19 protein-coding genes and 1 tRNA gene are annotated in these 24,154 nt (G+C 58.5%); 11 read left to right on the top strand and 9 right to left on the bottom strand.

Annotation, left to right across the window (positions count from 1 at the left end; translation table 11 throughout):
• Positions 1-354 precede the first annotated feature (354 nt).
• Positions 355-431 (top strand) — tRNA-His (locus HRR99_RS02090).
• Between the two features lie 23 nt (positions 432-454).
• Here the strand turns inward: HRR99_RS02090 and HRR99_RS02095 are convergent.
• Positions 455-2,641: a hypothetical protein gene (locus HRR99_RS02095; RefSeq protein ID WP_233122574.1), complete on the bottom strand. Its 2,187-nt coding sequence runs from the start codon at positions 2,639-2,641 to the stop codon at positions 455-457.
• A gap of 522 nt (positions 2,642-3,163) precedes the next feature.
• Between HRR99_RS02095 and HRR99_RS02100 the strand changes: the two genes are divergently transcribed.
• The gene (locus HRR99_RS02100) at positions 3,164-4,741 is read left to right on the top strand and encodes a Ppx/GppA phosphatase family protein (RefSeq protein WP_422387284.1); all 1,578 of its coding nucleotides are present in this window, start codon (positions 3,164-3,166) and stop codon (positions 4,739-4,741) included.
• A 1-nt stretch (position 4,742) separates the two neighbouring features.
• On the top strand, positions 4,743-5,468 hold the full coding sequence (locus HRR99_RS02105) for an RlmE family RNA methyltransferase (protein ID WP_233122576.1): 726 nt from the start codon (positions 4,743-4,745) through the stop codon (positions 5,466-5,468).
• Positions 5,469-5,526: 58 nt separating this feature from the next.
• On the opposite strand, the gene HRR99_RS02110 is transcribed toward HRR99_RS02105, so the two are convergent.
• Positions 5,527-6,921 (bottom strand): MFS transporter, encoded by a 1,395-nt coding sequence (locus HRR99_RS02110; protein WP_233123545.1) that lies wholly within the window; start codon positions 6,919-6,921, stop codon positions 5,527-5,529.
• A 213-nt stretch (positions 6,922-7,134) separates the two neighbouring features.
• Between HRR99_RS02110 and HRR99_RS02115 the strand changes: the two genes are divergently transcribed.
• From HRR99_RS02115 to HRR99_RS02130, 4 genes are all read left to right on the top strand, one after another.
• Positions 7,135-8,118: an MBL fold metallo-hydrolase gene (locus HRR99_RS02115; protein ID WP_422387324.1), complete on the top strand. Its 984-nt coding sequence runs from the start codon at positions 7,135-7,137 to the stop codon at positions 8,116-8,118.
• Between the two features lie 180 nt (positions 8,119-8,298).
• Positions 8,299-9,804 carry an IMP dehydrogenase gene (gene guaB, locus HRR99_RS02120; protein ID WP_233122578.1) on the top strand — a complete coding sequence of 502 codons (1,506 nt, stop codon included), beginning with the start codon at positions 8,299-8,301 and terminating at the stop codon, positions 9,802-9,804.
• Between the two features lie 87 nt (positions 9,805-9,891).
• The gene (locus tag HRR99_RS02125; RefSeq protein ID WP_233122579.1) at positions 9,892-10,311 is read left to right on the top strand and encodes an MAPEG family protein; all 420 of its coding nucleotides are present in this window, start codon (positions 9,892-9,894) and stop codon (positions 10,309-10,311) included.
• A gap of 115 nt (positions 10,312-10,426) precedes the next feature.
• On the top strand, positions 10,427-11,305 hold the full coding sequence (locus tag HRR99_RS02130) for a dienelactone hydrolase family protein (protein WP_233122580.1): 879 nt from the start codon (positions 10,427-10,429) through the stop codon (positions 11,303-11,305).
• A gap of 225 nt (positions 11,306-11,530) precedes the next feature.
• Here the strand turns inward: HRR99_RS02130 and HRR99_RS02135 are convergent, their stop codons facing one another.
• Complete coding sequence (locus tag HRR99_RS02135; RefSeq protein WP_111840988.1) at positions 11,531-12,481, bottom strand: LysR substrate-binding domain-containing protein; 951 nt, start codon at positions 12,479-12,481, stop codon at positions 11,531-11,533.
• 191 nt (positions 12,482-12,672) lie between these two features.
• Between HRR99_RS02135 and HRR99_RS02140 the strand changes: the two genes are divergently transcribed.
• The gene (locus HRR99_RS02140; protein ID WP_111840912.1) at positions 12,673-12,954 is read left to right on the top strand and encodes a DUF1127 domain-containing protein; all 282 of its coding nucleotides are present in this window, start codon (positions 12,673-12,675) and stop codon (positions 12,952-12,954) included.
• 104 nt (positions 12,955-13,058) lie between these two features.
• On the opposite strand, the gene HRR99_RS02145 is transcribed toward HRR99_RS02140, so the two are convergent.
• The 6 genes from HRR99_RS02145 to HRR99_RS02170 all read right to left on the bottom strand — a co-directional run bounded on the left by HRR99_RS02145 (position 13,059) and on the right by HRR99_RS02170 (position 19,691).
• Positions 13,059-14,432: a glutamate--cysteine ligase gene (locus tag HRR99_RS02145; protein ID WP_233122581.1), complete on the bottom strand. Its 1,374-nt coding sequence runs from the start codon at positions 14,430-14,432 to the stop codon at positions 13,059-13,061.
• A 137-nt stretch (positions 14,433-14,569) separates the two neighbouring features.
• Complete coding sequence (locus HRR99_RS02150; protein WP_233122582.1) at positions 14,570-15,307, bottom strand: 16S rRNA (uracil(1498)-N(3))-methyltransferase; 738 nt, start codon at positions 15,305-15,307, stop codon at positions 14,570-14,572.
• 21 nt (positions 15,308-15,328) lie between these two features.
• Entirely contained in the window at positions 15,329-16,840 is a 1,512-nt protein-coding gene (locus HRR99_RS02155) for an inorganic phosphate transporter (protein ID WP_233122583.1), read from the bottom strand.
• A gap of 64 nt (positions 16,841-16,904) precedes the next feature.
• Entirely contained in the window at positions 16,905-17,414 is a 510-nt protein-coding gene (locus HRR99_RS02160; RefSeq protein WP_112501214.1) for an NUDIX hydrolase, read from the bottom strand.
• 202 nt (positions 17,415-17,616) lie between these two features.
• Complete coding sequence (locus tag HRR99_RS02165; RefSeq protein ID WP_233122584.1) at positions 17,617-18,357, bottom strand: HAD-IIB family hydrolase; 741 nt, start codon at positions 18,355-18,357, stop codon at positions 17,617-17,619.
• Positions 18,354-19,691, bottom strand: a complete 1,338-nt coding sequence (locus tag HRR99_RS02170; protein WP_233122585.1) for a glycosyltransferase family 4 protein — start codon at positions 19,689-19,691, stop codon at positions 18,354-18,356. Before HRR99_RS02170 ends, HRR99_RS02165 begins: the two co-directional genes overlap by 4 nt.
• A 266-nt stretch (positions 19,692-19,957) precedes the next feature.
• Here HRR99_RS02170 and HRR99_RS02175 point away from each other — a divergent pair, with 266 nt between their 5' ends.
• From HRR99_RS02175 to glcF, 3 genes are all read left to right on the top strand, one after another.
• Complete coding sequence (locus HRR99_RS02175; protein WP_233122586.1) at positions 19,958-21,397, top strand: FAD-binding oxidoreductase; 1,440 nt, start codon at positions 19,958-19,960, stop codon at positions 21,395-21,397.
• A 5-nt stretch (positions 21,398-21,402) separates the two neighbouring features.
• Complete coding sequence (locus HRR99_RS02180) at positions 21,403-22,599, top strand: FAD-binding protein (protein WP_233123546.1); 1,197 nt, start codon at positions 21,403-21,405, stop codon at positions 22,597-22,599.
• Between the two features lie 211 nt (positions 22,600-22,810).
• Positions 22,811-24,133: a glycolate oxidase subunit GlcF gene (glcF, locus tag HRR99_RS02185; RefSeq protein ID WP_233122587.1), complete on the top strand. Its 1,323-nt coding sequence runs from the start codon at positions 22,811-22,813 to the stop codon at positions 24,131-24,133.
• Positions 24,134-24,154: the final 21 nt, after the last annotated feature.

Raw genomic sequence — 24,154 nt, forward strand, 5'->3', positions numbered from 1 at the left:
GACCTCATCATGAGGAACCACACAGCCTGCATCGGCTCGATGTTAACAGAATCTTAAATAACTTCACAGGCCCAATAGGTCCATCATCTGTCTTGGGAATTGCCAATTACAGTTAATTCGCCGGGCCCATGAAAAAGTTCTGCACATCACGCAGAATGTGTGTTGGCAGGCCACCTTTTGCAATCGCCAATCACGCAGCGAAGCGTTCAATCCAAGCCTTTTTGCACGCCGTTGGCCATGCGGCCCGAACACGCTTGCTTTCCCAAGCTTTTTTGGCAAATATCACCGAAGGACTTGCAAAACGGAAAAACTCCCCGTATGTGAGCCTCCGTAACGCCGACGCGGCGTTTCTATGCGGTTGTAGCTCAGTTGGTTAGAGCGCAGGTTTGTGGCACCTGAGGTCGGAGGTTCAATTCCCCCCAACCGTACCATTTCTTCACAAAAAGCTTTTTGTTTAAAAGATGCCGATGTTTGAGCGGTCTGTCGCTTCACATGCGGCAATCTTTTGCGTTGCCTGATCCGCGTTCAACTCCCAGTACCAACGGGCGATTTCCTTTGCGATTTTTTCGCTGGATTCCACCTTGAAGTGAAGAACGTCGACCATCCCGTCAGCGCCAACCAGGCTATCGACGTCCATCAGATCGACGCAGTCGAATTTTTCTGCGATGGCCGCCCAAGCGTCACTGACACCCTTCAAACGCCTTTTGGTTATGCCATTAGTCTCCGAGTAGAACTCTTCGCCGTCCGGAGCTGCAGAGCAGACGACAAGCATTCGCTTGCCGTTCTCCTGAAGAAACTGCGCAAGCTTTTCCGCGCAAAACGGATAGAGCTTGGTTTCCAGCTCAGCTCGTTCTTCTTCCGGCCAAGGCATATCCATATAGTCGATACCGGTATGGTACACGAGAAAGTCCGGGAAATTCTGCACGCTGGGATCAAGACGGAGCATGAGCGGCAGAGCGAATACGCGCGGATAATTGTCGATCTCCGCAATATCCCTCAAGCCTGAAAAATGCGCGAAGGTGCCGGAATGGCAATGCGCCATAAACCGGATTTTTACCTTGGCCGGGTCGACCTCAATGTTTTTTTCCCTATCCAGAATCAGGGCTCGGATCGGGGCTGCGTTATAGTTTTCCTGCGTAATCCACGATGGAATGGTGGGCTCTATCGTCAAGGTAGGCGGAACTTTAAGATTTGGATAGTGTTCCATAACGTGCGCCAAAAACAGATTTTCCATGCCCATGTGCATGATGCGGCAAGAAAACGTCATGTGCAGCAAGGTGTTTTCTCGAACGTCGACTGCGATAAATCCGACAAGACCGTGATAGCCGAATTTGTCCCAAGCAAACAAGGCAAAGGACATGCGTAAGGATGACTCCGACAGGAATCTCGCCATGCTTCCAGGTTCGACTCGCGTCTTAAGAAAGTTCAGCTGGTTCGTTCGATTGATGAGTTCTTCAATCCGATGTGCAAAATCGACCACGTCGGATTCTCTGGCGATGGCGACACGAATATCGCAGGATTTCAGAAACTCTTCCCTGCTTCCCCCATGCAGTTGGTCTTCACTGACACGATTCTCCAGTGCCCGGTAGTCATCCAGTCGCGACTTGGTGACATTGCCATGCGCATCGAGCAGGGTCTGCAGGAACACGTCGCAATCTGCCGCCGTTGCATCAAGGACTTGAAGGTCGGGGAGAGCGGCGCAAGCCTCTGCCAGATTAACCGCGTTATCATCGATGAACAGGCAGTTTTTCGGTCGCAACTGCATGTCTGAAATCATGGATTTCAAAGCATCGCCCTTTGGGACAAAAGCAATCCGAGGAAAGACGAATTCATCCCATATGCCGAGTTCGATCAGTTTGGCCTTTGCGGTGTCGAAGTCATTTTTGGAACATATGGCGGAAATCAGTCCGCATTTGTTAAGGCGCTTGATGGTTTCGACCCGAAACGCTTTGAGTGACAGGGCACCGATATCATCCAGTGTCCCGTCCCACAGCGTATCGTCGAGATCCCAGATAATCGCCTTGATACTCTTTGCGCGATCGGCGAGATTCTCTCGTGATTGTTGAGCTTCAGCAGCCTTGAAGGGCCCCAGTGCCGCAAAGGCTCCTTGCAAAAAATACATCGCCGCTAGAAGGCCGGAAGATGTCAGTTCCAGACCAGCTTCTGGACGGAAGCAGATCGAAACAGGAATGCCGGTTTCTGACAAGGTATGGAACATTTTCAGAAAGTTCGCAGGTGGCGTGTGAGGATTGAGCCCCCCATGAACAAGAAAGACCGGCGGTAAGCTTTTGCAATCCATCGCGAAGTTTTCAAGATGCATGTTGAAGCTGATGATGGCCGCGAACTTGTCTTCGCTTTTTAGGGCTTCACACAGTATTTTGTCGGCGGCTGAGCCAAACCCGATGAGTGCCATGCGCTGTTTGGGAAGTCCGAATTGCTTTTCCAGAACTGCCAATCGTGCCGGAAGCTCTGGTGCGTGCGGGAGTGGCACAATCGCAAATGCTGTCGCTGGAAGATGTTCGCGCCATCGTTCGTAGGTTGACTGTGCATTGGCGTAGCCATCCGGGTCGTCATAGGTGAGAACTGCGAGGGTTGTCGCATTAGTCACTGACGCCGCAGGATATGACATTTCCAAAAGCATTTTGTACCTTCCATCGCGTCTAGAATTTGGTGGGCTACTTATGTTTGCACTCTTGGCAAACGTTTCTTGCCTAAACCTTGAGTTGGCGTCGCAACGGCGCGGAAGATCACGTTTATCCATGTTTGGAGGTGCAGATATTGTCGATGGTATTTACGCCGGGTCTATTTTCACCTGTGGGGCGGGATATTCTGCAATCGCAGCCAGCCGGAACTTACGACCTGACAGCACCGGAAAGCCGAGTGGCGTGGTCAATGTGTCTTGGCGAGACGATTCAGTTGTGAAGCGCATATTGTCGAAGACGGGGTAGGGCGGCAATCGGAGCTGATCACGAGATTTTCCTCAATCGAAGGGCTCTCTCGTCAAGCGGGAGACTAGCCCAATTGCGCTTTGCGTCCTGCGACAGCAGAGGGCTGCAACGCCCCACCCAAAAATCGGTTGGCTAAAATGCCGGGCGCTGGTATGGTTGCGTCAACGTAACTTATGAACGCCAGCAGCATCGCTTTACGCTTTCGCGCGGCGGATATGGATAGAACAGTGACTGACCCCGGTAACGGCGTAAAGCCGTCGGAATCAGGGGCGTCGGCGGTGGAAAAGGGGAATGCGAAGCGTTCCCGTCGTGGTAAGAGCAGGCGCAGCGGTAAGCCCCGTGATGCGCAGGCTTTGCCGCAGCTACATCATGCCGATTCCCGCACGGATTCCCCAAACACTGGCAATGCGGAGCGTGACTCCGAACCGCGAAAGCGTAAGCGACGCAGGCGTGCGCGCGGACAGGGAGGCGGCCAAGGGGGTGGCCAGAGCGATGCTCAGGCATCGCAGGAAACAGGCGCTGCTAGCCCTGCCACAGAGACATCAGGTCAACAGCAACCATCGCAGGGCAAACGCAAGTCGCGTGGCGGAAAACGTACGCAACGCGGACCGCAGGGCAGGCCGCTCATGCCGACCCATGCGCCCAAGACGTCTGCGCGTCAGAATGGCGCGGCAGCACCTGCGCATGCTCCCGCACCGACAGATCAACAGCATCGCGGTCATGGGCGGTCGCAGGCGCATTACCGTGACGGCAGCGTGGATACCAATGCCGACATGTATGCCGCGCTCGATCTTGGCACCAACAATTGCCGTCTCCTGATCGCGCAGCCCACCCGCCCCGGACAGTTCCGCGTGGTGGATGCCTTCTCGCGGATCGTGCGACTGGGTGAGGGGTTGGTATCGACGGGGCGGCTTTCGGACGATGCCATGGACCGCGCGGTCGAGGCGCTGAAGGTTTGCGCGGCCAAACTCGCCGGGCGCTCTATCCGCCGGATGCGGTTGATTGCGACGGAGGCCTGCCGCCAGGCAGTCAATGGCGAAGAGTTCCTGTCGCGTGTCACGCGTGAGACGGGGCTCGTTCTCGAGATCATCAGCCGCGAGACGGAGGCCCGTCTGGCGGTTTCCGGCTGCTCGTCGCTCGTCGGTCGCGAGGCAAGCTCTGTCGTGCTGTTCGATATTGGCGGTGGCTCGTCGGAGATCGCGGTGATCAGCGTCGGTGAAAACAGGTCCAGTCGGCTTGCCAACCACATCACGCACTGGACGTCGCTGCCGGTGGGTGTCGTGACGCTGTCCGAGCGTCATGGCGGGCGCGATGTGACGCCGGATGTCTTCGCGGCCATGGTGGGTGAGGTCGAGGGCCTGCTGGACGGGTTCCATTGCCCTCCGCTGGGGGCGCAGGCATCGCATGAGGATTTCCATCTGATCGGAACCTCTGGCACGGTGACGACGCTGGCTGGTGTTCATCTCGACTTGCCGCGCTATGATCGCAGAAAAGTCGATGGTCTTTGGCTGTCGGACGACGAGGTCACCGCCATGCAGGACAAGTTGCTGGCTTGGGATTTCGAAGGTCGCGCCGCCAATGCCTGCATCGGGCCGGATCGTGCCGATCTGGTTCTGGCCGGTTGCGCCATCCTTGAGGCGATCCGCAAGCGTTGGCCATCCCGGCGCATGCGCGTGGCCGACAGGGGGCTTCGCGAGGGGCTTTTGACGGATATGATGGCAGACGATGGCGCGTGGCGCCGCAACAAGATTCGCCGTGCGCAAATGCAGGGCAAACCGGAACGAAAGAGTTGATATGAGCAAGGCGCCCACGAGTACCAACCGTACCGGACGCAAGATCGGGCAGAAGGTGAAGAAGGCAAAGCTGAAGCCTTCGTCCCGCCGCTGGATCGAGCGTCACATCAACGACCCCTATGTGCAGCGGGCAAAGCTCGAGGGCTATCGCGCGCGAGCGGCTTTCAAGCTGCTGGAAATCAACGACAAGCATCAGATTTTGAAGGATGCGCGCCGCATCATCGATCTGGGGGCAGCCCCCGGCAGCTGGTCGCAGATTGCGGCCAAGGTAACGGATTCGACTGAAGACGACATCCGCGTCGCCGCCATCGACTTCCTCGAGCTTGACCCCATTCCCGGCGTCAAGATCCTGCATCTCGACTTTCTCGACCCAAGCGCGCCAGACCTGTTGATCGAATCTGTCGGTGGCACGCCGGATCTCGTTTTGTCGGATATGGCAGCGCCGACCACCGGCCACCAGAAGACCGACCATATTCGCACGATGCATCTTTGCGAAGTGGCGGCGGATTTTGCCGTGCAGGTGTTGGCAGAAGGCGGTCACTTCCTGGCCAAGACCTTCCAGGGCGGTACCGAAAAAGCGCTGCTGGATATGTTGAAGCAGAACTTCAAGCAGGTCATTCATATCAAACCTGCTTCGTCACGCTCCGAGTCCGTCGAAATGTTCCTGCTGGCCAAGCACTTCAAGGGCCGCAAGCCAGCGCCGGTCGCCGCCGAAGACGACAAATAGAACGCCCTAGAACAGGATAGAATATTTGCATCATGCCGCGCCCACTACGCGGCATGATCTATTCCGCTGGCGAGGCCTTGCCCCGGTGGCCGGAGACGGCGGCACCGGCGCTTCGGTCCATGGCAATCAGCGGCGCGATGGCGACAAGCGATACGATGGCCACGATCATGAAGGCCATGTGGAAATCTGCCAGTTGCAGATGCGACCCCGAGACATAGCTGCTGACTTCGAGGATCGTGGCGGCAAAGGCGACGCCGAGCGCGAGGCTGATCTGCTGCAGGACCGACGCCATGGATGTCGCCTGGCTCGCCTGTGAATCGTCGATATCCGAATAGCTGAGCGCGTTGGTTCCGGTGAAGAAAAAGGAGCGCGCGAAACCTGCCGTGACCAGAAAGATCATGATCAGCGGGTAGGGGGTCTGCTGGGTGAAGAAGGAGTTGGCCAGCGTCGTGAAGGCTCCGACGATGCCCGCGCCGATCAGAATGGTCTTGAAGCCCGTCGCCGCAAACACCCGCCGCGCCATGAACTTGGTGGTGATGGCGCCGATGGCGCCTGCAAAGGTGATCATGCCCGACTGGAACGGGTTAAGCCCGAACCCGATCTGCAACATCAGCGGCATCAGGAACGGGATAGCGCCGGTCGAAATGCGAAAGATCGTGCCGCTGACGGAAGCCGCGCGGAACGTCGCATTGCGGAAGATACGGAAGTCGAGGATCGGCGACGGATGCCCCTTGGCATGCCGGACATACAGGAAGCCGCAGATGAAACCGATCAACGTCGCCGCTATGCCGATCCACGGCGGCAGTGCGGGCAGGCTGACGACGGACACGCCGAAGACGACGCCCGATGCAGCGATGCCCGACAGGATGAAGCCCTTGGTATCCATTGGCGGCGGGCTGGTCGTTTCGATTTCCGGCAGGAAGATGGTTGCCAGCCAGATGCCGATGACGCCGATCGGTACGTTGATGAGGAAAATCCAGTGCCAGGAAAAATATGTGGTGATGAAGCCGCCGATGGGCGGGCCGGTGAGGGGCCCGACAAGGCCCGGTATCGTCAACAGTGCCATGGCCGAGACCAGATCGCTGCGCTTTGTGGTACGCAACAGCACCAGCCTGCCAACCGGCGTCATCATGGCGCCGCCCATGCCCTGCAGGAAGCGCGACACGACGAACTCGACCACCGACGAGGATATCGCACAGCAGATGGAGCCGACGACGAAGATGGCGATGGCGATGCGGAAGATTTTCTTGGCGCCGTATTTATCCGCCATCCAGCCGCTGATGGGAATGAAGATGGCCAGCGCCACCATGTAGGCGGTCAGAGCGAGCTTGAGCGTTATCGGCCCGACATGAAGGTCGGCAGCAATCGCTGGAAGCGATGTCGCGATGACGGTCGAGTCCATTTGCTCCATGAAGAGAGCGACGGCGAGGATCAGCGGAATGATGCGGTTCATGGATCGATTGCGGCTGGCCGCATCCTGAGACATTGATAAGCCCTACCTACGCCCATGTTTCGCCTTTGCCAACTAAACATTACGCAATATTCAGCTTTCCATCACGTCTGTGTGAGGCCGCTTTTTTCTACACATTCTCGGCACTTTACGGGTGATAGTGCGTTGAGTGTCGCTGAGAATTTATTGGAGGGTTTCATGAGCAATTTTTTAAAGATGAACAGGCGCGGGCTTTTCGCCACCGCAGGGCTTGGCGCCCTTGCGGCACCCTTCGTGCTGCGCGGCACCGCATTTGCACAGGCAACCCAGCCACAAACATCCATGAAGGTCGATCACGTCATGCCACCAGAAACAAACCGCTTCAAACTCGGAAATTTTGAAATTCTCGTCGTCAAGGACGGAGCGCGGCCTTCCGGCAAGCCAAACGAGACCTTCGGCACCAACCAGAGCGCTGACGCGGTGGGTGAATTGCTGGACAAGAATTTCCTGCCCAAGGACCAGTTCGTTAACAGCTTCTCGCCTGCGCTGATCAACACCGGCTCCGACCTCGTGTTGTTCGATACTGGCTTCGGCGAAAGCGGTCGCGAGGCTGGCAACGGACGTCTGCTGGAAGGTCTGGCGGCTGCCGGTTACAAGCCGGAAGACGTGACGGTGGTCGTTCTCACGCATATGCACGGCGACCATATTGGCGGGCTGATGGAGAAGGGCGCGCCGGCGTTTCCGAAGGCCAGATACGTCATGGGCCAAGTCGAGTATGATTTCTGGACGGATGCCAAGCGGGTGGGCACACCTGCGGAAGGCGGACAGAAGGGTGTGCTGGCCAACGTCAAGCCGCTGGCGGAAAAAGCAACTTTCATCGGCGATGGCGCAACCGTTGTGCCTGGCATCACCAGCGTTGCCGCTTTCGGTCACTCGCCTGGCCACATGATTTTCCTTGTCGAGTCGGAAGGCAAACAACTGGTGCTGACCGCCGATACTGCCAACCACTTCGTCCTTTCGCTTCAGCGCCCGGAATGGGAAGTAAAGTTCGACATGGACAAGGCCGCAGCCGCTGCCAGCCGCAAGAAGGTGTTCGATATGATCGCCACGGATCGCCTGCCGTTTCTGGGATATCACATGCCATTCCCGGCGGTTGGTTACGCGGAAAAACAGGATGTCGGTTACCGTTTCGTACCGAAATCCTACCAGTTCGACATCTGATATCTGCTGCAACGCAGCAACAGCGGGAACCCGGATCATGCGTCCGGGTTTTTTCTGTTCCCTTCCTGTCATGAACGTGTTACGAGCCCTCGCCAACTTCCAAGCAATCCTTTGCAAGGGCCGCCGGGGTGAACGTATCGTTCCGGGACGGCTATGCATTTTCAAAACAGGAATTTGGCCATGGCACGTATTATCCAAACCCCAACCGGTCTTGACGCCCTGACGTTCGACGATGTGCTGCTTCAGCCAGGGCACTCCGAAGTCATGCCCGGCCAGACGAATATCGCCACGCGCATCGCCCGCGATATCGATCTGAACCTGCCGATCCTTTCTTCCGCCATGGACACGGTGACAGAAGGTCGCCTCGCAATTGCCATGGCGCAGGCCGGTGGCATCGGCGTCATTCACCGCAACCTCACCCCCGTCGAGCAGGCCGAGGAAGTACGTCAGGTCAAGAAGTTCGAAAGCGGCATGGTCGTCAACCCTGTGACGATCGGACCGGATGCCACGCTTGCCGAAGCGCAGGCACTGATGAAGACCTACAGCATTTCCGGTATTCCCGTCGTTGAAAATGGTGGTTCCGGTGGTCACAAATCGGGACGCCTCGTCGGCATCCTCACCAACCGCGACGTGCGTTTCGCTTCCGATCCAGCCCAGAAAATTTACGAGCTGATGACCCGCGAAAACCTCGTGACGGTCAAGGAAAGCAGCGTCGATCAGCAGGAAGCCCGACGCCTTCTGCATAAGCACCGCATTGAAAAGCTGGTGGTTGTCGATGCCGCTGGCAATTGCGTTGGCCTTGTCACTGTCAAGGACATCGAAAAGTCGCAGCTGAACCCCAACGCGACCAAGGACGCGCAGGGACGCCTTCGCGCGGCTGCCGCCATCAGCGTTGGTGCAGATGCCATCGAGCGCGCAGAGCGCCTGATTGCAGCCGGTGTCGACCTTCTGGTGGTCGATACGGCTCATGGTCACTCGCAGCGCGTTCTCGATGCCGTGACGCAGGTCAAGAAGATGTCGAACTCGGTTCGCATCATCGCCGGTAACGTCGCAACGGCGGACGGAACGAAGGCACTGATCGATGCGGGCGCGGATGGCGTGAAGGTCGGTATCGGTCCCGGCTCGATCTGCACCACGCGCATCGTCGCAGGCGTTGGCGTTCCACAGCTTGCCGCCATCATGTCGGCGGTTGAAGCAGCACAGGCAGCGGATATTCCCGTTATCGCCGATGGCGGCATCAAGTTCTCGGGCGATCTGGCCAAGGCCATTGCCGCCGGTGCTTCCGCTGTCATGATCGGCTCGCTGCTGGCAGGCACGGATGAAAGCCCGGGCGAAGTGTTCCTCTATCAGGGTCGCTCCTTCAAGGCCTATCGCGGCATGGGCTCCGTTGGCGCCATGGCGCGCGGCTCGGCAGACCGTTACTTCCAGGCGGAAGTGCGCGATACGCTGAAGCTGGTTCCCGAAGGCATCGAAGGCCAGGTCCCCTACAAGGGTCCGGTTTCCGGCGTCCTGCACCAGTTGGCAGGCGGCCTGAAGGCAGCCATGGGTTATGTCGGCGGCAGCACCATCAAGGACTTCCAGGAGCGCGCCACCTTCGTTCGCATTTCCGGTGCAGGCTTGCGCGAAAGCCACGCCCATGACGTAACGATCACCCGCGAAAGCCCGAATTACCCTGGCGCGGTTTAATCTTTCGTCCAGATACGGAACATGCCAAAAGATACACGCTCTCCGAACAGACTGGTTCGGGGAGCGTTTTGCTGAAAGGAAGAGACGATGTCACCGACGACCGCAATGTTCTGGCCCATGATTGCCCACGCTTTCCTGGTTTTCGGTCTCTACGTGCTGCTTTTCCTGCGTCGAAAAAAGTTCACCTTCACCAGCCGCGAGGCCATCCAGCGTTTTCGCGATGCGCGTGAGGAGTCCGAGCAGAGCAAGCTGGTCAACAAGAACCTCGCCAACCAGTTCGAAATGCCGATGCTGTTTCATGCGGTGTGCCTGCTGCTTTACATCACCGATGCCGACAATATCGCCACTATCATTCTGGCGTGGATTTTCGTGGCGGGGCGTTATGCGCATTCCTACGTGCACGTGACCAGCAACCGCCTGCGTTACCGCGCGCCTGCCTTTGCCATCAGCCTCGCGTCGCTGATCCTGATGTGGGGCTGGATGATCGTCTGGCTGGCGCTGGAATAGGTCTCAGCGCGCGCTTTGGGATCGCGAAAAATTGTTTTGCCGATCCCAAAGCCCTGCATCCCTTTGCTTTCGTTTCAGCTAGTCTCGCCCGTGGCCGTTCACATGGGAGAAGATGATGACCGATAAGCCGAAGATTACGCAGGCAATGATCGATGCCTATGACGAATACACCCATCTCAGCCTCGACCGCCGCAAATTCATGGAAAAGCTGTCACTGCTGGCAGGTTCCGGGGCTGCTGCCGCTGTTATCGCGCCCATGCTGGCGGCAAGCGGTGCGCAAGCGGCCATCGTTCCCGAAACAGACGACCGTCTGACGACGGAAAACGTGAGCTATCCCGGCACAAAGGGTGAGATGAAGGGCTATCTTGTCACGCCCAAGACCGCGTCCGCGCCGCTCGGCTCCGTCATCGTCATCCACGAAAACCGAGGCCTCAACGAACATATTCGCGATGTCGCACGCCGGATGGCTCTGGACGGTTTTATAGCGCTTGCGCCTGATTTTCTGTCGCCGCAGGGCGGCACGCCAGCCGACGAAGACAAGGCACGTGAAATGTTCAGTGGTCTGGATATGGCCGCCACTGTTGCCGATGCGGAGGCCACGCGCGTGTGGTTATCCAAGCGTGAGGGTGCCAATGGCAAAGTCGGAGCTGTCGGCTTCTGCTGGGGCGGCGGCCTCGTCAACCGCCTCGCCACGAAGTCTGAAGGCCTCAATGCCGGTGTCGCCTATTACGGCGCCCAGCCCCCGGCAGAAGACGTCCCCGCCATCAAGGCGCCCCTGCTTCTGCACTATGCCGGTCTGGACGAGCGCATCAATGCTGGGATCGACGCCTATCGCAAGGCGCTGGAAACCAATGGCAAGACATTCGAGATCTTCGTCTATGACGGCGTCAACCATGCGTTCAACAACGACACGTCCAGTGCGCGCTATGACAAGAAGGCTGCGGACCTGGCGTGGGGCCGGACGGTGGATTTCTTTCGTAAGAATTTGGGGTGATTTGGTTGTTTTGATGCCGGGGCGTGGGGCGGTGGGCGTGGCTTACCCCCCTCTGTCCTGCCGGACATCTCCCCCACAGGTGGGGAGATCAGCAAGACGGATGCGCTCGCTCCACGCGAAGCCGTCGAGATGGCCGAGAGTTCTCAACGAGTCGATCTCCCTCCTTGTGGGGGAGATGTCCCGCAGGACAGAGGGGGGTGAGCCACACCCACTGCCAGCTAATACCTACCACCCCGGCGCCAACTGCCCCGTCCTCACCCGCGCCAGTTTCGGAAACTGCTTGATATCCTCATCCAGCTCATCCGGCGGTGATGCCAGCGAGATGTTGTCTAGACACGCGGTAATGTGGTCGGTGATGGCGTTGATGAGCGACGGTGACAGACCGGGTCGCTTCATCAGGCCGATTTGCACGGGCGGCAAAGGCGGGAAGCCATCAGCAGATGTCAGCACCTTCATGCCGGTTCGAAGGGTCGATTCCGGCAGGACAGAGACTGCCATGCCAGCCAGAACGGCAGCGGCGATGACGGTCGACGACCAACTCGTGAACAGAACCTGATAATCGCGTCCATCCGCATCGAGCGCAGAGGCGGCCAGTTGACGCCACTGGCAATCGCGCCGTCCCACGGCCAGCGGTACGGGTACATCGTCCCGCAGCGGATGGTTGGCGGATGCCACCCAGCAGAGAGGCTCCGTGCGGACGATGTCTGAAGCGCGGGCGCGGGGGTTATGGGTTACGAGCGCGATATCGAGTTCGCCGCGGCCCATTTTCTCCGCAAGGCTGACCGATGGCTCGCAGACGATATAGAGCTCGACATTCGGATGGGTCTTGGCAAAACGACCGATGATCTCGGGCATGTAGCGGTCCGCATAATCATCCGGCGTGCCGATGCGCAGCGTACCTTCCAGCCTGTTATCATCGAAGGCGGCTACGGCTTCGTTGTTGAGGCGGATGATACGGCGGGCATAATGCATCAGCTTTTCGCCCTCTGCCGTCAGCCGGTTGCCGCGCCCGTCCTTGGCGAAAAGCTGCTTGCCCAGCCGCTCCTCCAGCCGTCGCATCTGCATGGAGACGGCGGATTGCGTCTTGAAGACCCGGTCTGCCGCCTTGGTAAAGCTTCCCGTATCGACGATGGCGATAAAGGTATGCAACTGATCGATGTCGAGTGGTGCGGACATGGCGGGCCATCCATAAGAATGATTGATGCGTGACATTAGAAACATTCGTTGGACTGATCAATGGTCTTGCGACATTTTGACGCTCGGAACAGCAAATAACCAAATGGTCATCCGCCGATGACCGAACTGGCGGCTTTCACGCATGGGTGTGAAAGCGGTGCCTCATCGTGCCTGAATGAAGGGATAGTGTCATGCGCACGGCAGAACGGAAAATGGAACTGGGTTTTCTCGCACCACGGGCTACCTCCTTCGAGGCAGCGACGATGGGCGCGGTGAAAGGTTTCGTGACGTTTCTGCGCCGCATTGGCAATCGCGTGCAGGCCAATCGTCTTCTCGAGATGGATGACCATCAACTCGCGGATATCGGTCTGACCCGGGGCGAGCTCAAGAATGCGCTGGACACCGGCCTCATGGACGACCCAACGACGCAGCTTGCACGTTGCGCCAGAATGGCAGCGGCGCGCGCCCTGTAGTCGCCATCTACCAATCAGTTTCCCCGCAGGGTGATTGCCAATTAGCCCTGCCTTTTGCCCGGTGTTCGGCCCCAAGCCGCACCGGGCTTTTTTACGTCTCGATGTCAGTATTGATATTCGTCGAACACCGGCAAGACGGAGCCATTCCAGCGACCGTTGTAAAGCGCCAGCAGATCTTCCGCCATCGTCGTCTTCTTGGCCAGAACTTCATCCAGCGGATTGAGGAAGACGCTCTCGTCCTGCCCGTCGTCGTTCAGGCGCTTGCGGTTCTGTAGGCCCGTGCGGGAGATGGACATCGTCTCACGGGCGATGTCGAGCAGGTCGTGGCCAGCCACTTTTGCCTTCAATCCCTGTGCAGGCACGGTATCGCGCATGGCGATGACATCTTCGACTGTCCAGTTCGCGGTCAATTCATCGGCTGCGGTCAAGGCTGCGTCGTCATAGAGCAGGCCGACCCAGAAGGCAGGCAGCGCACAGATACGGCGCCATGGGCCGCCATCGGCGCCGCGCATTTCCAGAAAGCGCTTCAGGCGCACATCCGGGAACAGTGTCGACAGATGGTTGGTCCAGTCACCCAGATTGGGTTGCCATTCGGCAATCTGGCCCTTCAACGCGCCAGCCATGAACTGGCGGAAAGTGATGTCGGTACAATCGCGGTATTTGCCATCGCGAACGATGAAATACATCGGTGCGTCCAGGGCCCATTCGACATAATGGCGGAAACCGAAATCCGCGTCGAAGGTGAAGGGCAGCACGCCGGAGCGTCGGTTGTCGGTGTCACGCCAGATATCGCCGCGCCAGGACAGGAGTCCGTTCGGCTTGCCCTCGGTGAAGGGGGAGGAGGCAAACAGCGCGGTGGCGAGCGATTGCAACTTCATCGACGCGCGCATCTTGCGGCGCATGTCGTCTTCCGATGAAAAGTCGAGGTTCACCTGAATGGTGCAGGTGCGGTACATCATATCCAGACCCTGCGTGCCGACCTTGGGCATGTAGCGGGTCATGATGGCGTAGCGGGATTTCGGCATCTGCGGGGTTTCATCGAGCGTCCACAGCGGGCTGCCGCCGATGCCGAGAAAGCGGATGCCCATCGGCTCGGCAATCTCGCGCAGCATTGCCAGATGCCGGTTGGATTCCTTACAGGTCTCGTGCAGCGTTTCCAGCGGCGCGCCTGACAGCTCGAACTGGCCGCCGGGCTCGATGGAAATGGCACCCATGCCATTGGGCTCGCCAAGGCCGATGATGTTGCCCTCATCGATGATCGGTTCCCAGCCAAGCTTGTCCTGCATGCCCTTCAGCAAAGCGGAGATGCTGGCATCGCCGAAATAGGGAACAGGCGTGTTGTCACCCTTGAAGAAGGCGAACTTCTCGTGCTCCGTCCCGATGCGGAACTTCTCCACCGGTTTGCAACCCTCCGCCAGATAGTCTGTCAATTCCTGTGCGGAGGAAATGGGTGTCTGGTCGGTGGTATCGCGGGCCATGAAATTACCTTGTGGTCGATGGTGCCTTTGAGGCTTTGAATTCGCTGATAGGGCGCGGCAGGGCCGCGCGCAAATGAATTTCTTTCAAGCATGGTACAGCAGATTTATTTTGTGCCGTTGCCGTGTCCAATCAAGCTCTATTTCCAGTCGCCAAGTGTGGCCTGAATGACCGCTAAGGCCGCAACCGCTGCGGTATCCGCCCGCAGAATGCGTGGGCCCAGCGGAATGGGCGTGACCAAGGGATGGTTGCGCAACATGGCCCGCTCCTCCTCGGAAAAACCGCCTTCCGGTCCAACCAGAAGGGCGATCTGCTTTTCGGTGATGCGACCTAGAATGGGCAGCGGGTTCTGGCCTTCGTCGCCTTCATCGCAATAGATGATGCGGCGGTCGGCAGGCCATGTCTCCAGCAAGTCCTTGAGCTTGACCGGCTCTTCCACATCGGGAACGGACAGGATGCCACATTGCTCGGCGGCCTCGATGACATTTGCGCGCAGCTTGTCCAGATTGGTGATTTTTCCCTGCACATGCTGCGTCATCACAGGTTGCAGAACGCCTGCGCCCATTTCCACGACCTTTTGCACGAGATAATCCATGCGGCCCGTTTTCAAGGGAGCAAAGAGGTAGTGAAGGTCAGGCTTCTGAGGCTGTGCTCGCGTTTGTTCCGTTGGTGTCAGCAGGATTTTCTTGCGGGTGGGGTAGGACAGCGTCGCCTTCCATTCGCCATCACGCCCGTTGAACAGCAGTATGTCTGCCCCATCGGTCATGCGCAGCACGTTGGCGAGATAGTTGAACTGATCGCTATCGGCCTCCACCGCGCCGTTCATCACAAGGGCGTGGGTGACGAAAAGCCGCTGCATTCGAAAATTGGCGCGCATGTTTCTCTTCTATGTCAATCGTTACGCAAACAGCAGATACAGGATGCCATAAAGCACTGCCGCCAGTGTCGCGCTGGTGGGAACGGTAATAACCCATGCAGCAACGATCGTCATGAAGTGAGACCGTCGCACCAGATAACGACGGCGCACTTCGGATGAGTTCTCGTTGTCGTCATCCCCACCGGTCTGGCGCGCATCGCCCTCGTCCTGTCGTACGGCTTCTAGGCGGCTGCGGGAACGCTGGGTGTACCATTCACGGAAAAATCCGACCCCGAAGACGGCGCCAATGGCGGTGTGGGTGGTGCTGACGGGCAAGCCGAGACGTGAAGCGACCAGCACGGTGAGTGCGGTAGACACCGACACGCAAAAGGCGCGCATGGGATTGAGCTTGGTGATCTGCTCACCCACCAGCCGGATGAGGCGGGGGCCGAACAGCAGAATGCCGCAGGAGAGGCCAAAGGCGCCGATCAGCATTACCCATTCCGGTGCGCGCGCGGTATCGCCGACGACCTGGCCCTGCATGGCGCGCACGATGGCGACCACGGGGCCGATGGCGTTCGATACGTCATTGGCACCATGGGCAAAGGACATCATCGCCGCCGCGAAAATCAATGGCCATTGAAACAGCCTGCGCAGAGATTGGTTGCGATTTTCCAGCCCTTCGGACTGGCGGCGGATGAGCGGCACGCTGAGCCGCCAGCCGAGAAGCCCGACGGCAAGACCCAAAAGGCTTGCCGTGCCCATCGAAACCGTCACCACATTGTGCAGGCCAACCCAGATGAGATAGGCGGTGAAAACCCCGCTCATGACGCCGATCAGAACCGGAACCCACAGCCGCGCCGCCGCGATCTTGTCGTCGCGGTAGATGATCTTTTCCTTGATGAAGGCGAGGAAGACGACCGCGAAGAAGGCACTGATGAAGGGCGTCGTCATCCATGCCAATGCTATCTTCGACAGCGAAAACCAGTCGACCGCACCGAAACCATAGGCCGCCGTTCCCGCGCCCGCCACACCGCCGACAATGGTGTGGGTGGTGGAGATGGGAGCTTTCACGAGGTTGGACAGGTTGACCAACAGGCCCGCCGTGATCAGCGCCGACAGCATGGCCCAGGCGAAAATGGCCTTGTCGGGAATGGTATCGACGCTGATGATGCCGCGCGAGATGGTTTCCACCACATTGCCACCGGTGATCAGCGCGCCTGAAACCTCGCATATGGCAGCGAGGACCAACGCCGCCGTCAGGGGAATGGCCTTTGCGCCGACAGCCGGGCCGACATTGTTGGCGACGTCCTTCGCCCCGATGTTGAGGGCCATGTAAGCGCCGAGAATGGCAGCGGCCACCACGATCATACCGCCCGGCTTGCCGACGACATAGGCGCTGGCGAAGATGGCGGTGACGATGAGGAAAAGCAGACCGGCCGCGGGTGCCGACAGGCGGTCAGTGATGTGAAACGTAGCTTCCTCCACGCGCGTGAGCTTATCCAGATCCTTGTCCAGAGTCGGCTTCATGCGGTTAGACGGAGGTTGCGCCATCGGGTCTGCTTTCAATCGCGGCTGTTACCGCGTTTGCAGGCGCAGGAGCGGTGTTTTGTGGGGATTACAGGTTTACGGCTTTTTGAACCGGCTGCTGTTGTGTTTGCGCCATTTGCTTGCCGAAAGAAAGGAAAAGTTCCTTCAGTTCAGGCTCGTTGACGCGCAACGATGCTTCCTGTGGGGTGACCCATTCAAGCCTGCGACTTTCCCGCTCGGGAAAATTCTTGACCAGATCGGTCACCTCGAGCAGATGCACCTGCACGCGGCACATGACCTTCACGCCGTTGCGCAGCTTTTTTTCGTAATCGAAAAATCCGAAATGATTTTTATCGACATCGCCGCGCACGCCAGCTTCCTCGAAAGCCTCCTGCGCTGCCACAGCATGGGCTTTCTTGCCATTCATCGGCCAGCCCTTGGGAATGACCCAGCGTCCAGTGTCCCGGCTGGTCAGCAGCAGGACTTCCAGCTCGTTCGTCTTCTTTTTGCGACGATAGCAAAGTGCTGCATATTGCTGGCGCGGTGGGCGGCGCAGCATCAGGCAGACATCATTTGCAAGTCGGGTGATAATGTTCAAAGTTCCGGGCGTCCTTGTGGTCGATGTTTAATATACGATATGCCTAATGTATAAGCCAGCCGCGATATGCTGCAGCTGGCATCAGTATTGAATGATTCGCTTAATTGTCCCGATGTCGCGGACATAGGTCAATGCGCAGGCACTCGGCGCACACGCATTTTTGATGTTAAGCAGACATCACCTGTGAACGAAACAGATGGCTTTATAATGACAGCCAGTGCTTCAACCCGGAAATGATCCCATCGGCTTCTGCTTGGGTGGCACTATAGATGGTGTCCCGACCCTGCGCCAGCGCCCTCAGTTCAGGCAGCGCATTTGCGGGCGTAATGCCCCGCACGCCAGGGAGTTCGAACATGGCGCGGTCATTGCCCGTATCACCCGCCACGACCACTTCATCCAGACCGATTTCCAGGTGGTCGCAAAGCCAGGTAAGGGCCGCACCTTTGTCGGCAGCGCTTGGCAAAATGTCAAGATCACGATTGCTTGAATAGACGATGCGGGCATCGATACCATCGTTGCGAAGCAAGGTCTCGATGCCTTCAATGTCATCAGGCGAGGCATCATGCAGGTACCAACTCGACTTCATGCCATGCTGATACCGCTCGGGTTGAATGCTGATGCCGGTTATGCCCGATACCAGCGCCTGGATTTTCGCCGTGTCGAAGGCCTTGCCGAGCGAGGCACTGTAGGCCTGTCGCAGTGACGGTTGGTCACGGCAGGACAGCATGGTGCCGACACCGCCGATGACATAATCGGGTGTCGGCAGCGGCACGGCGTCCATCAATTCGAACTGATCATCCAGAAGGCGCCCACTGTTAAGCACCAGCAGGGGGCGGCTTTCCTCTGGCAGCGACTGCCAGAAGTCACGAAAACGGGCCGTCGCGGCGTCATCGCCGACGACGGTTCCATCCAGATCGGTGGAAAAGAGGCGAACCTGTTTCAATCGCCATCATTCCATGGTTCGGCCCAATCGGACTCTTCCAACACAGGCATCATCGGACGTCCTTCAACGACTGCCAGAAGCTGCTGGGCAATGCCGGTCCATGTGAACAGGCTGCGGGCCTTGTGGGCGCCCATGCGCGACAGGCGACCATAGAGCCGCTCATGCTTGAACGGCTTCATCATGGTGATGCCGAGATCTTCCTTGTCGAACGGATCGGCAAACAGTGCATGACGGCCATAGCTGACGGCTCGGAACAGGCCGCCGTGAATGGTGACGACAGTCGGCGTGCCGCTCGCCATCGCTTCGATGGCGGTCATGCCGAAGGGCTCGTATCGGCTGGAGAGCACGAAAAGGTCTGCTGCACGGTAAATATCCGGCAGGTCTTCATCGGCCACGTAACCAGAGAAGACGACCTTGTCCCCGAGGTTCAGGGCTTTCACCCGGCCCTTCAACTGGTTGAGGATCGTCGTTTCCTGCTCATCCATGTTCTCGCCACCGACGGCGAGATGCAGGCGCGCTTCCGGCTCGCGCTCGGCCAGCACAGAAAAGCCGTCGATCAAGAGATCATAGCCTTTGTTGGTGGCCAGACGCCCCAACGCCAACACCGTCTTGCCCTCGAAGCCGAAACGCTGACGCAACATCTGGCGTGAGCCTTCCGACACGGGGAAGAAGCGGTTGTCGTCATAACCCGGCGGGATCATGTGGATGTGCTTACGCTTGAGGCCGTAGTCCTCGATCAGCACGTCCAGCTGCACCGGCGTCGTCGCGATGACCATGTCGCAGCTGCGATAGATGATCAACTCGTGCTGGATACGTTCCTTGAAGTTGAACTCCAGCTCGAACGTATCGGCCTTCTCAGGATAATCCGTCTCCATCTGGCGCTTTTTCCAGATGCCGATGGAGTGCGGCGTGTGGAGATGCGGCACTTTCAGCGCTTCGGACAGGCGTTGTCCGGCAACACCCGCATCCCAGTAATGGCTGTTGATGAACGAGTAGTTGAGATTGTTCTTCTTGATGAACCGCAAGGCGTTCTCGCACCATTCCATCAGATGGCGGTGCAGATATTCCTTTGGAATGAAGTCCTTGCCCCCGCAGGGAATGCGCACGACGCGCACGCGTTCATCCACCTCATCGAATTCAGGCTGGTCTTCGAACTGGCGGGTATAGAGATCGACGGTATATCCGAGCTGTCCCAATTTCTTGGCAAGTTCGAGGACATAAACGACCTGTCCGCCGGTATCTGCTGCGCCGAGAGGCGGTTGTGCGGCTACGTAGCCATGTGTCGATATGAGTGCTATCCGGGGATAGCGTTCAGTTTCGCTCGTGGTAATCATAGCGTCCCATCGTAGTAAAAATTTCTAATTAACCTCATGACAATCTCCCTCTGCGGAAAAAGTTCCATCAAGAGGCGATAAAATTTTCAGTTTTTGATGTGATGGAACCTTTCGGCGTGATCCCGATAAGTCGCTGAATTTTGTTTTTCAAAGCATATTAGCGACCACTCGCGACGGACATGACGATGGAGTGGCTTGCATCATAATGCGAAACACCCATAGACTTTGCCCTACGCATCGCAAGGGAGGAGGCCTGTGGCGCAACCATGTCCCAACCCATAGAGTTTCTGAAACCTCGCGCTCCCGTGCTTGAAAGCAGGGACCGGATCATCGCCGATCTTGCCGACCTTCTGCCGCCGGACTGTCTGGTCCATGAGCCGCGTGAACTGGTGCCGTTCGAGACGGATGCGTTCGTTTCCTACCGCCGTGTGCCGCTTGCCGTTGTCTTGCCGAAAACGACGGAGCAGGTTTCCGCTGTCATGAAATACTGCCATCGCTATGGCATTCCCATCGTGCCACGTGGGGCAGGGACCTCGCTGTCTGGTGGTGCGATACCGCAGGAGGATGCGGTGGTGATCGGCCTGTCGAAACTGTCCGCCATTCTCGACCTCGATTTCTTCAACCGCACCGCCACCGTGCAGGCTGGGGTCACCAACCTTTCCATTTCCGATGCGGCGGGGCCGGAAGGCTTTTTCTATGCGCCCGACCCCAGCTCGCAGCTCGCCTGCACCATCGGCGGTAACATCGGCATGAACTCCGGCGGGGCGCATTGTCTGAAATACGGAGTGACCACCAACAATCTGCTGGGCGTGAAAATGGTGCTGGTGGATGGCACGGTGCTGGAGGTGGGCGGCAAACATCTGGATGCGGCGGGTTACGATCTGCTCGGCCTGATCTGCGGGTCGGAAGGCCAGCTTGGCATCGTCACCGAAGCGACGGTTCGGCTGATTGCCAAGCCCGAAGGAGCGCGACCTGTTCTCTTCGGGTTTGAAACCTCCGATCAGGCCGGTTCCTGCGTAGCGGATATCATCGCGGCGGGCATCATTCCCGTTGCCATCGAGTTCATGGACAAGCCTGCCATCGAGATTTGCGAAGCCTTCGCCAAGGCGGGTTATCCGCTGGATGTCGGCGCGCTGCTGATCGTCGAGGTGGAAGGGTCCGACGAAGAGATGGACGCCATGTTGGCCGACATCGTCTCCATTGCCCGCAGGCATGCGGTGAAGACGGTGCGCGAATGCCAATCCGCCACGGAAGCCGCCGCCATCTGGAAAGGCCGCAAATCCGCCTTCGGCGCGACGGGGCGCATTGCAGATTACATCTGCATGGATGGCACGGTGCCGCTCAGCCAGTTGTCCTATGTTCTAAAGAAGACCGGCGAAATTATCGATAGCCTCGGCCTTCGCGTCGCCAATGTCTTCCACGCAGGCGACGGCAACATGCACCCGCTCATTCTGTTCAATGCGAATGACCCGGAAGAAGTCGCGAAAGCAGAAGAAGCCGGTAATCAAATTCTGCGCCTCTGCGTCGATGCGGGTGGTTGCCTGACGGGCGAACACGGCGTCGGCATCGAAAAGCGCGACTTGATGCGCCACCAATATTCCGATGCCGATCTGGCACAGCAGATGGCGGTACGTTCGGCCTTCGACGAGGGCTGGATTCTCAATCCATCCAAGGTCTTTCCGCTGGAAGGACGGCCTGCGTCATGAAGGACATGCTTCTACCCAGCACCGAAACCGAAGCCGCCGATATCATCCGCGATCATGCGCAGGCCAGCCGGGCGCTCGCGATCTTCGGCGGCAACACGCGCTCGGGCTTCGGCAATCGCGTTGAGGCGGACGTCTCGTTGTCGTCGCGAGCAATCACCGGAATCGTCGCCTATAATCCCGCCGAAATGGTGATGACGGTCAAAGCTGGAACACCGGTGGCAGAGGTGGAGGCCGCCTTATCAGCGGCCAACCAGATGATGGCCTTCGAACCCATGGACCACCGCGCCATAATGGGAACGGCAGGTGAGCCAACCATCGGCGGCGTGTTCGCGGCCAACGTCTCCGGCCCGCGTCGCTTCGTTGCTGGTGCCGCGCGCGACAGCCTGCTGGGCATCCGCTTCATCAACGGCCAGGGTGAAGCCATCAAGGCGGGCGGTCGGGTCATGAAGAATGTCACCGGGCTCGATCTGGTGAAACTTCTGGCGGGCTCTTACGGCACGCTCGGCTTCCTCACCGAAGTCACATTCCGCGTCCTGCCGGTGCCGCCTGCGCAAACCACGCTCGTCATATCCGGCCTTGAGGACGAGGCCGCAACCCATGCCATGGCCTCCGCCATGGCGACTAGCGTCGAGGTTTCCGGTGCCGCGCATCTGCCGGAAAGCGTCAAATCGCGGTTTCTGGATGGATCGCTGCCGGATGGCGCAGCAACCGTTTTGCGGCTGGAAGGTCTTGCCGCGTCGGTGAAAGCGCGGTCGCAGAAATTGCAGACGAGCCTTTCCGGGCTTGGTCCTTCCATCTTTCTCTCCGAGGACGACAGCAAGACACTGTGGCGAGAGATCCGCGACGTGACGCCCTATGCAGCCAATCTTGCAAAACCGCTCTGGCGCGTCTCTGTCGCCCCCTCCCAAGGTCACAAGCTGGTGGCGGCATTGCGGTTGGAGGCGGGGATCGATGCGTTCTACGATTGGCAGGGCGGGTTGGTCTGGATGCAGATGGAATACGATCCAGAAGCGGACCTGATCAGCCACCGCATCAGAGCTTTGGGTGGTGGCCATTCGACGTTGATAAGGGCGTTGCCCATATCTCGCCATGGTCTCGCAGGCTTTGAGCCGCTTTTGATTGCTGAGAATGAGCTTTCGAAGCGCATCAAGGCAAAGCTTGATCCGGCAGGGATATTCAATCCGGGGAGGATGGGGCGATAATGATTGTTGAATTCGTGGCTTACCCCCCTCTGTCCTGCCGTACATCTCCCCCACAAGGAGGGAGATCGACTTGCGGTGACCTCCTGCCCATATTTGACGTCGAAGGTGAAGCGACGTTCGTGCGCCCAGCCGATCTCCCCACCTGTGGGGGAGATGTCCGGCAGGACAGAGGGGGGCACATCCGCACCCAAGCCCAACGAGGTCCAGCCTGATGCAAACCTCCTTCACCCCCCAGCAACTCGCCGATCCCCAAGTAGCGGAATCGGAAAAAATCCTGCGCAAATGCGTGCATTGCGGGTTCTGCACGGCCACCTGTCCCACCTATGTGACGCTGGGTAACGAGCTGGATAGCCCGCGCGGGCGCATCTATCTCATCAAGGATATGCTGGAAAACGACCGCCCGGCGGATAAGCAGGTGGTGACGCATATAGACCGGTGTCTGTCCTGTCTGGCCTGCACCACCACCTGTCCGTCTGGCGTCGACTATATGCATCTGGTCGATCACGCCCGAATCCATATCGAAAAGACCTATCGCCGCCCGCTTGTTGACCGGATGATGCGCAGCCTGCTGGCCTTCGTGCTGCCCCACCCATCGCGGTTTCGCCTGGCGCTGAAGCTTGCGCGCTTCGGCAGGCCGTTCGCTGGCCTGTTTCGCAAGACCGCAACGCTGAAACCGCTTGCGGCGATGCTGGATCTCGCGCCTCAAACAATTCCCGTCGCTTCCGCCCTGTCAAACCCCGGCACCTATTCACCCCAGATCGAAAAACGCGGGCGGGTCGCCATTTTGGGCGGTTGCGCGCAGCCGGTGCTCGATCCCGCCATCAATGACGCGACCATCCGGCTTCTGACCCGGCTTGGCGTAGAGGTGGTGCTGCCGGAAGGCGAGGGCTGTTGCGGCGCGCTGGTGCACCACATGGGGCGAGAGGAACAGGCGCTGGTTTCTGCAAGGCGCAATGTCGATGTCTGGACGCGCGAAATCGAGACCGGCGGGCTGGACGCGATCATCATCACCGCGTCCGGTTGCGGCACCACCATCAAGGATTACGGCCATATGCTGCGGCTGGATGCGGCCTATGCGGAAAAGGCAGCGCGCGTCTCGGCGCTTGCAAAAGACATCACCGAATATCTTGCCAGCCTCGATCTCGCGCCGCTGGAGCGAAACGGTCTGACCGTGGCCTATCACTCAGCCTGTTCCATGCAGCACGGCCAGAAGATCACTTCCATTCCCAAGCTGTTGCTGAAAGCCGCAGGCTTTACAGTACGCGACCCAGCGGAAGGACATCTCTGTTGTGGCTCGGCGGGAACCTACAATATTCTTCAGCCGGAAATATCGGCAACGTTGAAGGCCCGTAAGGTCAAAAATATCGAGGCGACGAAGGCCGACATCATCGCCACCGGCAACATTGGCTGCATGACGCAGATTGCCACCGGCACGGCCATGCCCATTCTGCACACGGTGCAACTGCTGGATTGGGCCTATGGTGGAGAAAAGCCTGCCGTGATCGAAGCGATACATAAAAAACGGGCGGTTTGAGCCGCCCGTTTTTCAATGTCC

The organism is Agrobacterium vaccinii, from assembly GCF_021310995.1.
Lineage (GTDB): Bacteria > Pseudomonadota > Alphaproteobacteria > Rhizobiales > Rhizobiaceae > Agrobacterium > Agrobacterium vaccinii.

Excerpts from the sequence above, each read along its gene's own strand:
- HRR99_RS02095 (WP_233122574.1), bottom strand. The coding sequence starts at position 2,641 with ATGCTTTTGGAAATGTCATATCCTGCGGCGTCAGTGACTAATGCGACA.
- HRR99_RS02100 (WP_422387284.1), top strand. The coding sequence starts at position 3,164 with ATGGATAGAACAGTGACTGACCCCGGTAACGGCGTAAAGCCGTCGGAA.
- HRR99_RS02105 (WP_233122576.1), top strand. The coding sequence starts at position 4,743 with ATGAGCAAGGCGCCCACGAGTACCAACCGTACCGGACGCAAGATCGGG.
- HRR99_RS02110 (WP_233123545.1), bottom strand. The coding sequence starts at position 6,921 with ATGAACCGCATCATTCCGCTGATCCTCGCCGTCGCTCTCTTCATGGAG.
- HRR99_RS02115 (WP_422387324.1), top strand. The coding sequence starts at position 7,135 with ATGAACAGGCGCGGGCTTTTCGCCACCGCAGGGCTTGGCGCCCTTGCG.
- guaB (WP_233122578.1), top strand. The coding sequence starts at position 8,299 with ATGGCACGTATTATCCAAACCCCAACCGGTCTTGACGCCCTGACGTTC.
- HRR99_RS02125 (WP_233122579.1), top strand. The coding sequence starts at position 9,892 with ATGTCACCGACGACCGCAATGTTCTGGCCCATGATTGCCCACGCTTTC.
- HRR99_RS02130 (WP_233122580.1), top strand. The coding sequence starts at position 10,427 with ATGACCGATAAGCCGAAGATTACGCAGGCAATGATCGATGCCTATGAC.
- HRR99_RS02135 (WP_111840988.1), bottom strand. The coding sequence starts at position 12,481 with ATGTCCGCACCACTCGACATCGATCAGTTGCATACCTTTATCGCCATC.
- HRR99_RS02140 (WP_111840912.1), top strand. The coding sequence starts at position 12,673 with ATGCGCACGGCAGAACGGAAAATGGAACTGGGTTTTCTCGCACCACGG.
- HRR99_RS02145 (WP_233122581.1), bottom strand. The coding sequence starts at position 14,432 with ATGGCCCGCGATACCACCGACCAGACACCCATTTCCTCCGCACAGGAA.
- HRR99_RS02150 (WP_233122582.1), bottom strand. The coding sequence starts at position 15,307 with ATGCGCGCCAATTTTCGAATGCAGCGGCTTTTCGTCACCCACGCCCTT.
- HRR99_RS02155 (WP_233122583.1), bottom strand. The coding sequence starts at position 16,840 with ATGGCGCAACCTCCGTCTAACCGCATGAAGCCGACTCTGGACAAGGAT.
- HRR99_RS02170 (WP_233122585.1), bottom strand. The coding sequence starts at position 19,691 with ATGATTACCACGAGCGAAACTGAACGCTATCCCCGGATAGCACTCATA.
- HRR99_RS02175 (WP_233122586.1), top strand. The coding sequence starts at position 19,958 with ATGTCCCAACCCATAGAGTTTCTGAAACCTCGCGCTCCCGTGCTTGAA.
- HRR99_RS02180 (WP_233123546.1), top strand. The coding sequence starts at position 21,403 with ATGCTTCTACCCAGCACCGAAACCGAAGCCGCCGATATCATCCGCGAT.
- glcF (WP_233122587.1), top strand. The coding sequence starts at position 22,811 with ATGCAAACCTCCTTCACCCCCCAGCAACTCGCCGATCCCCAAGTAGCG.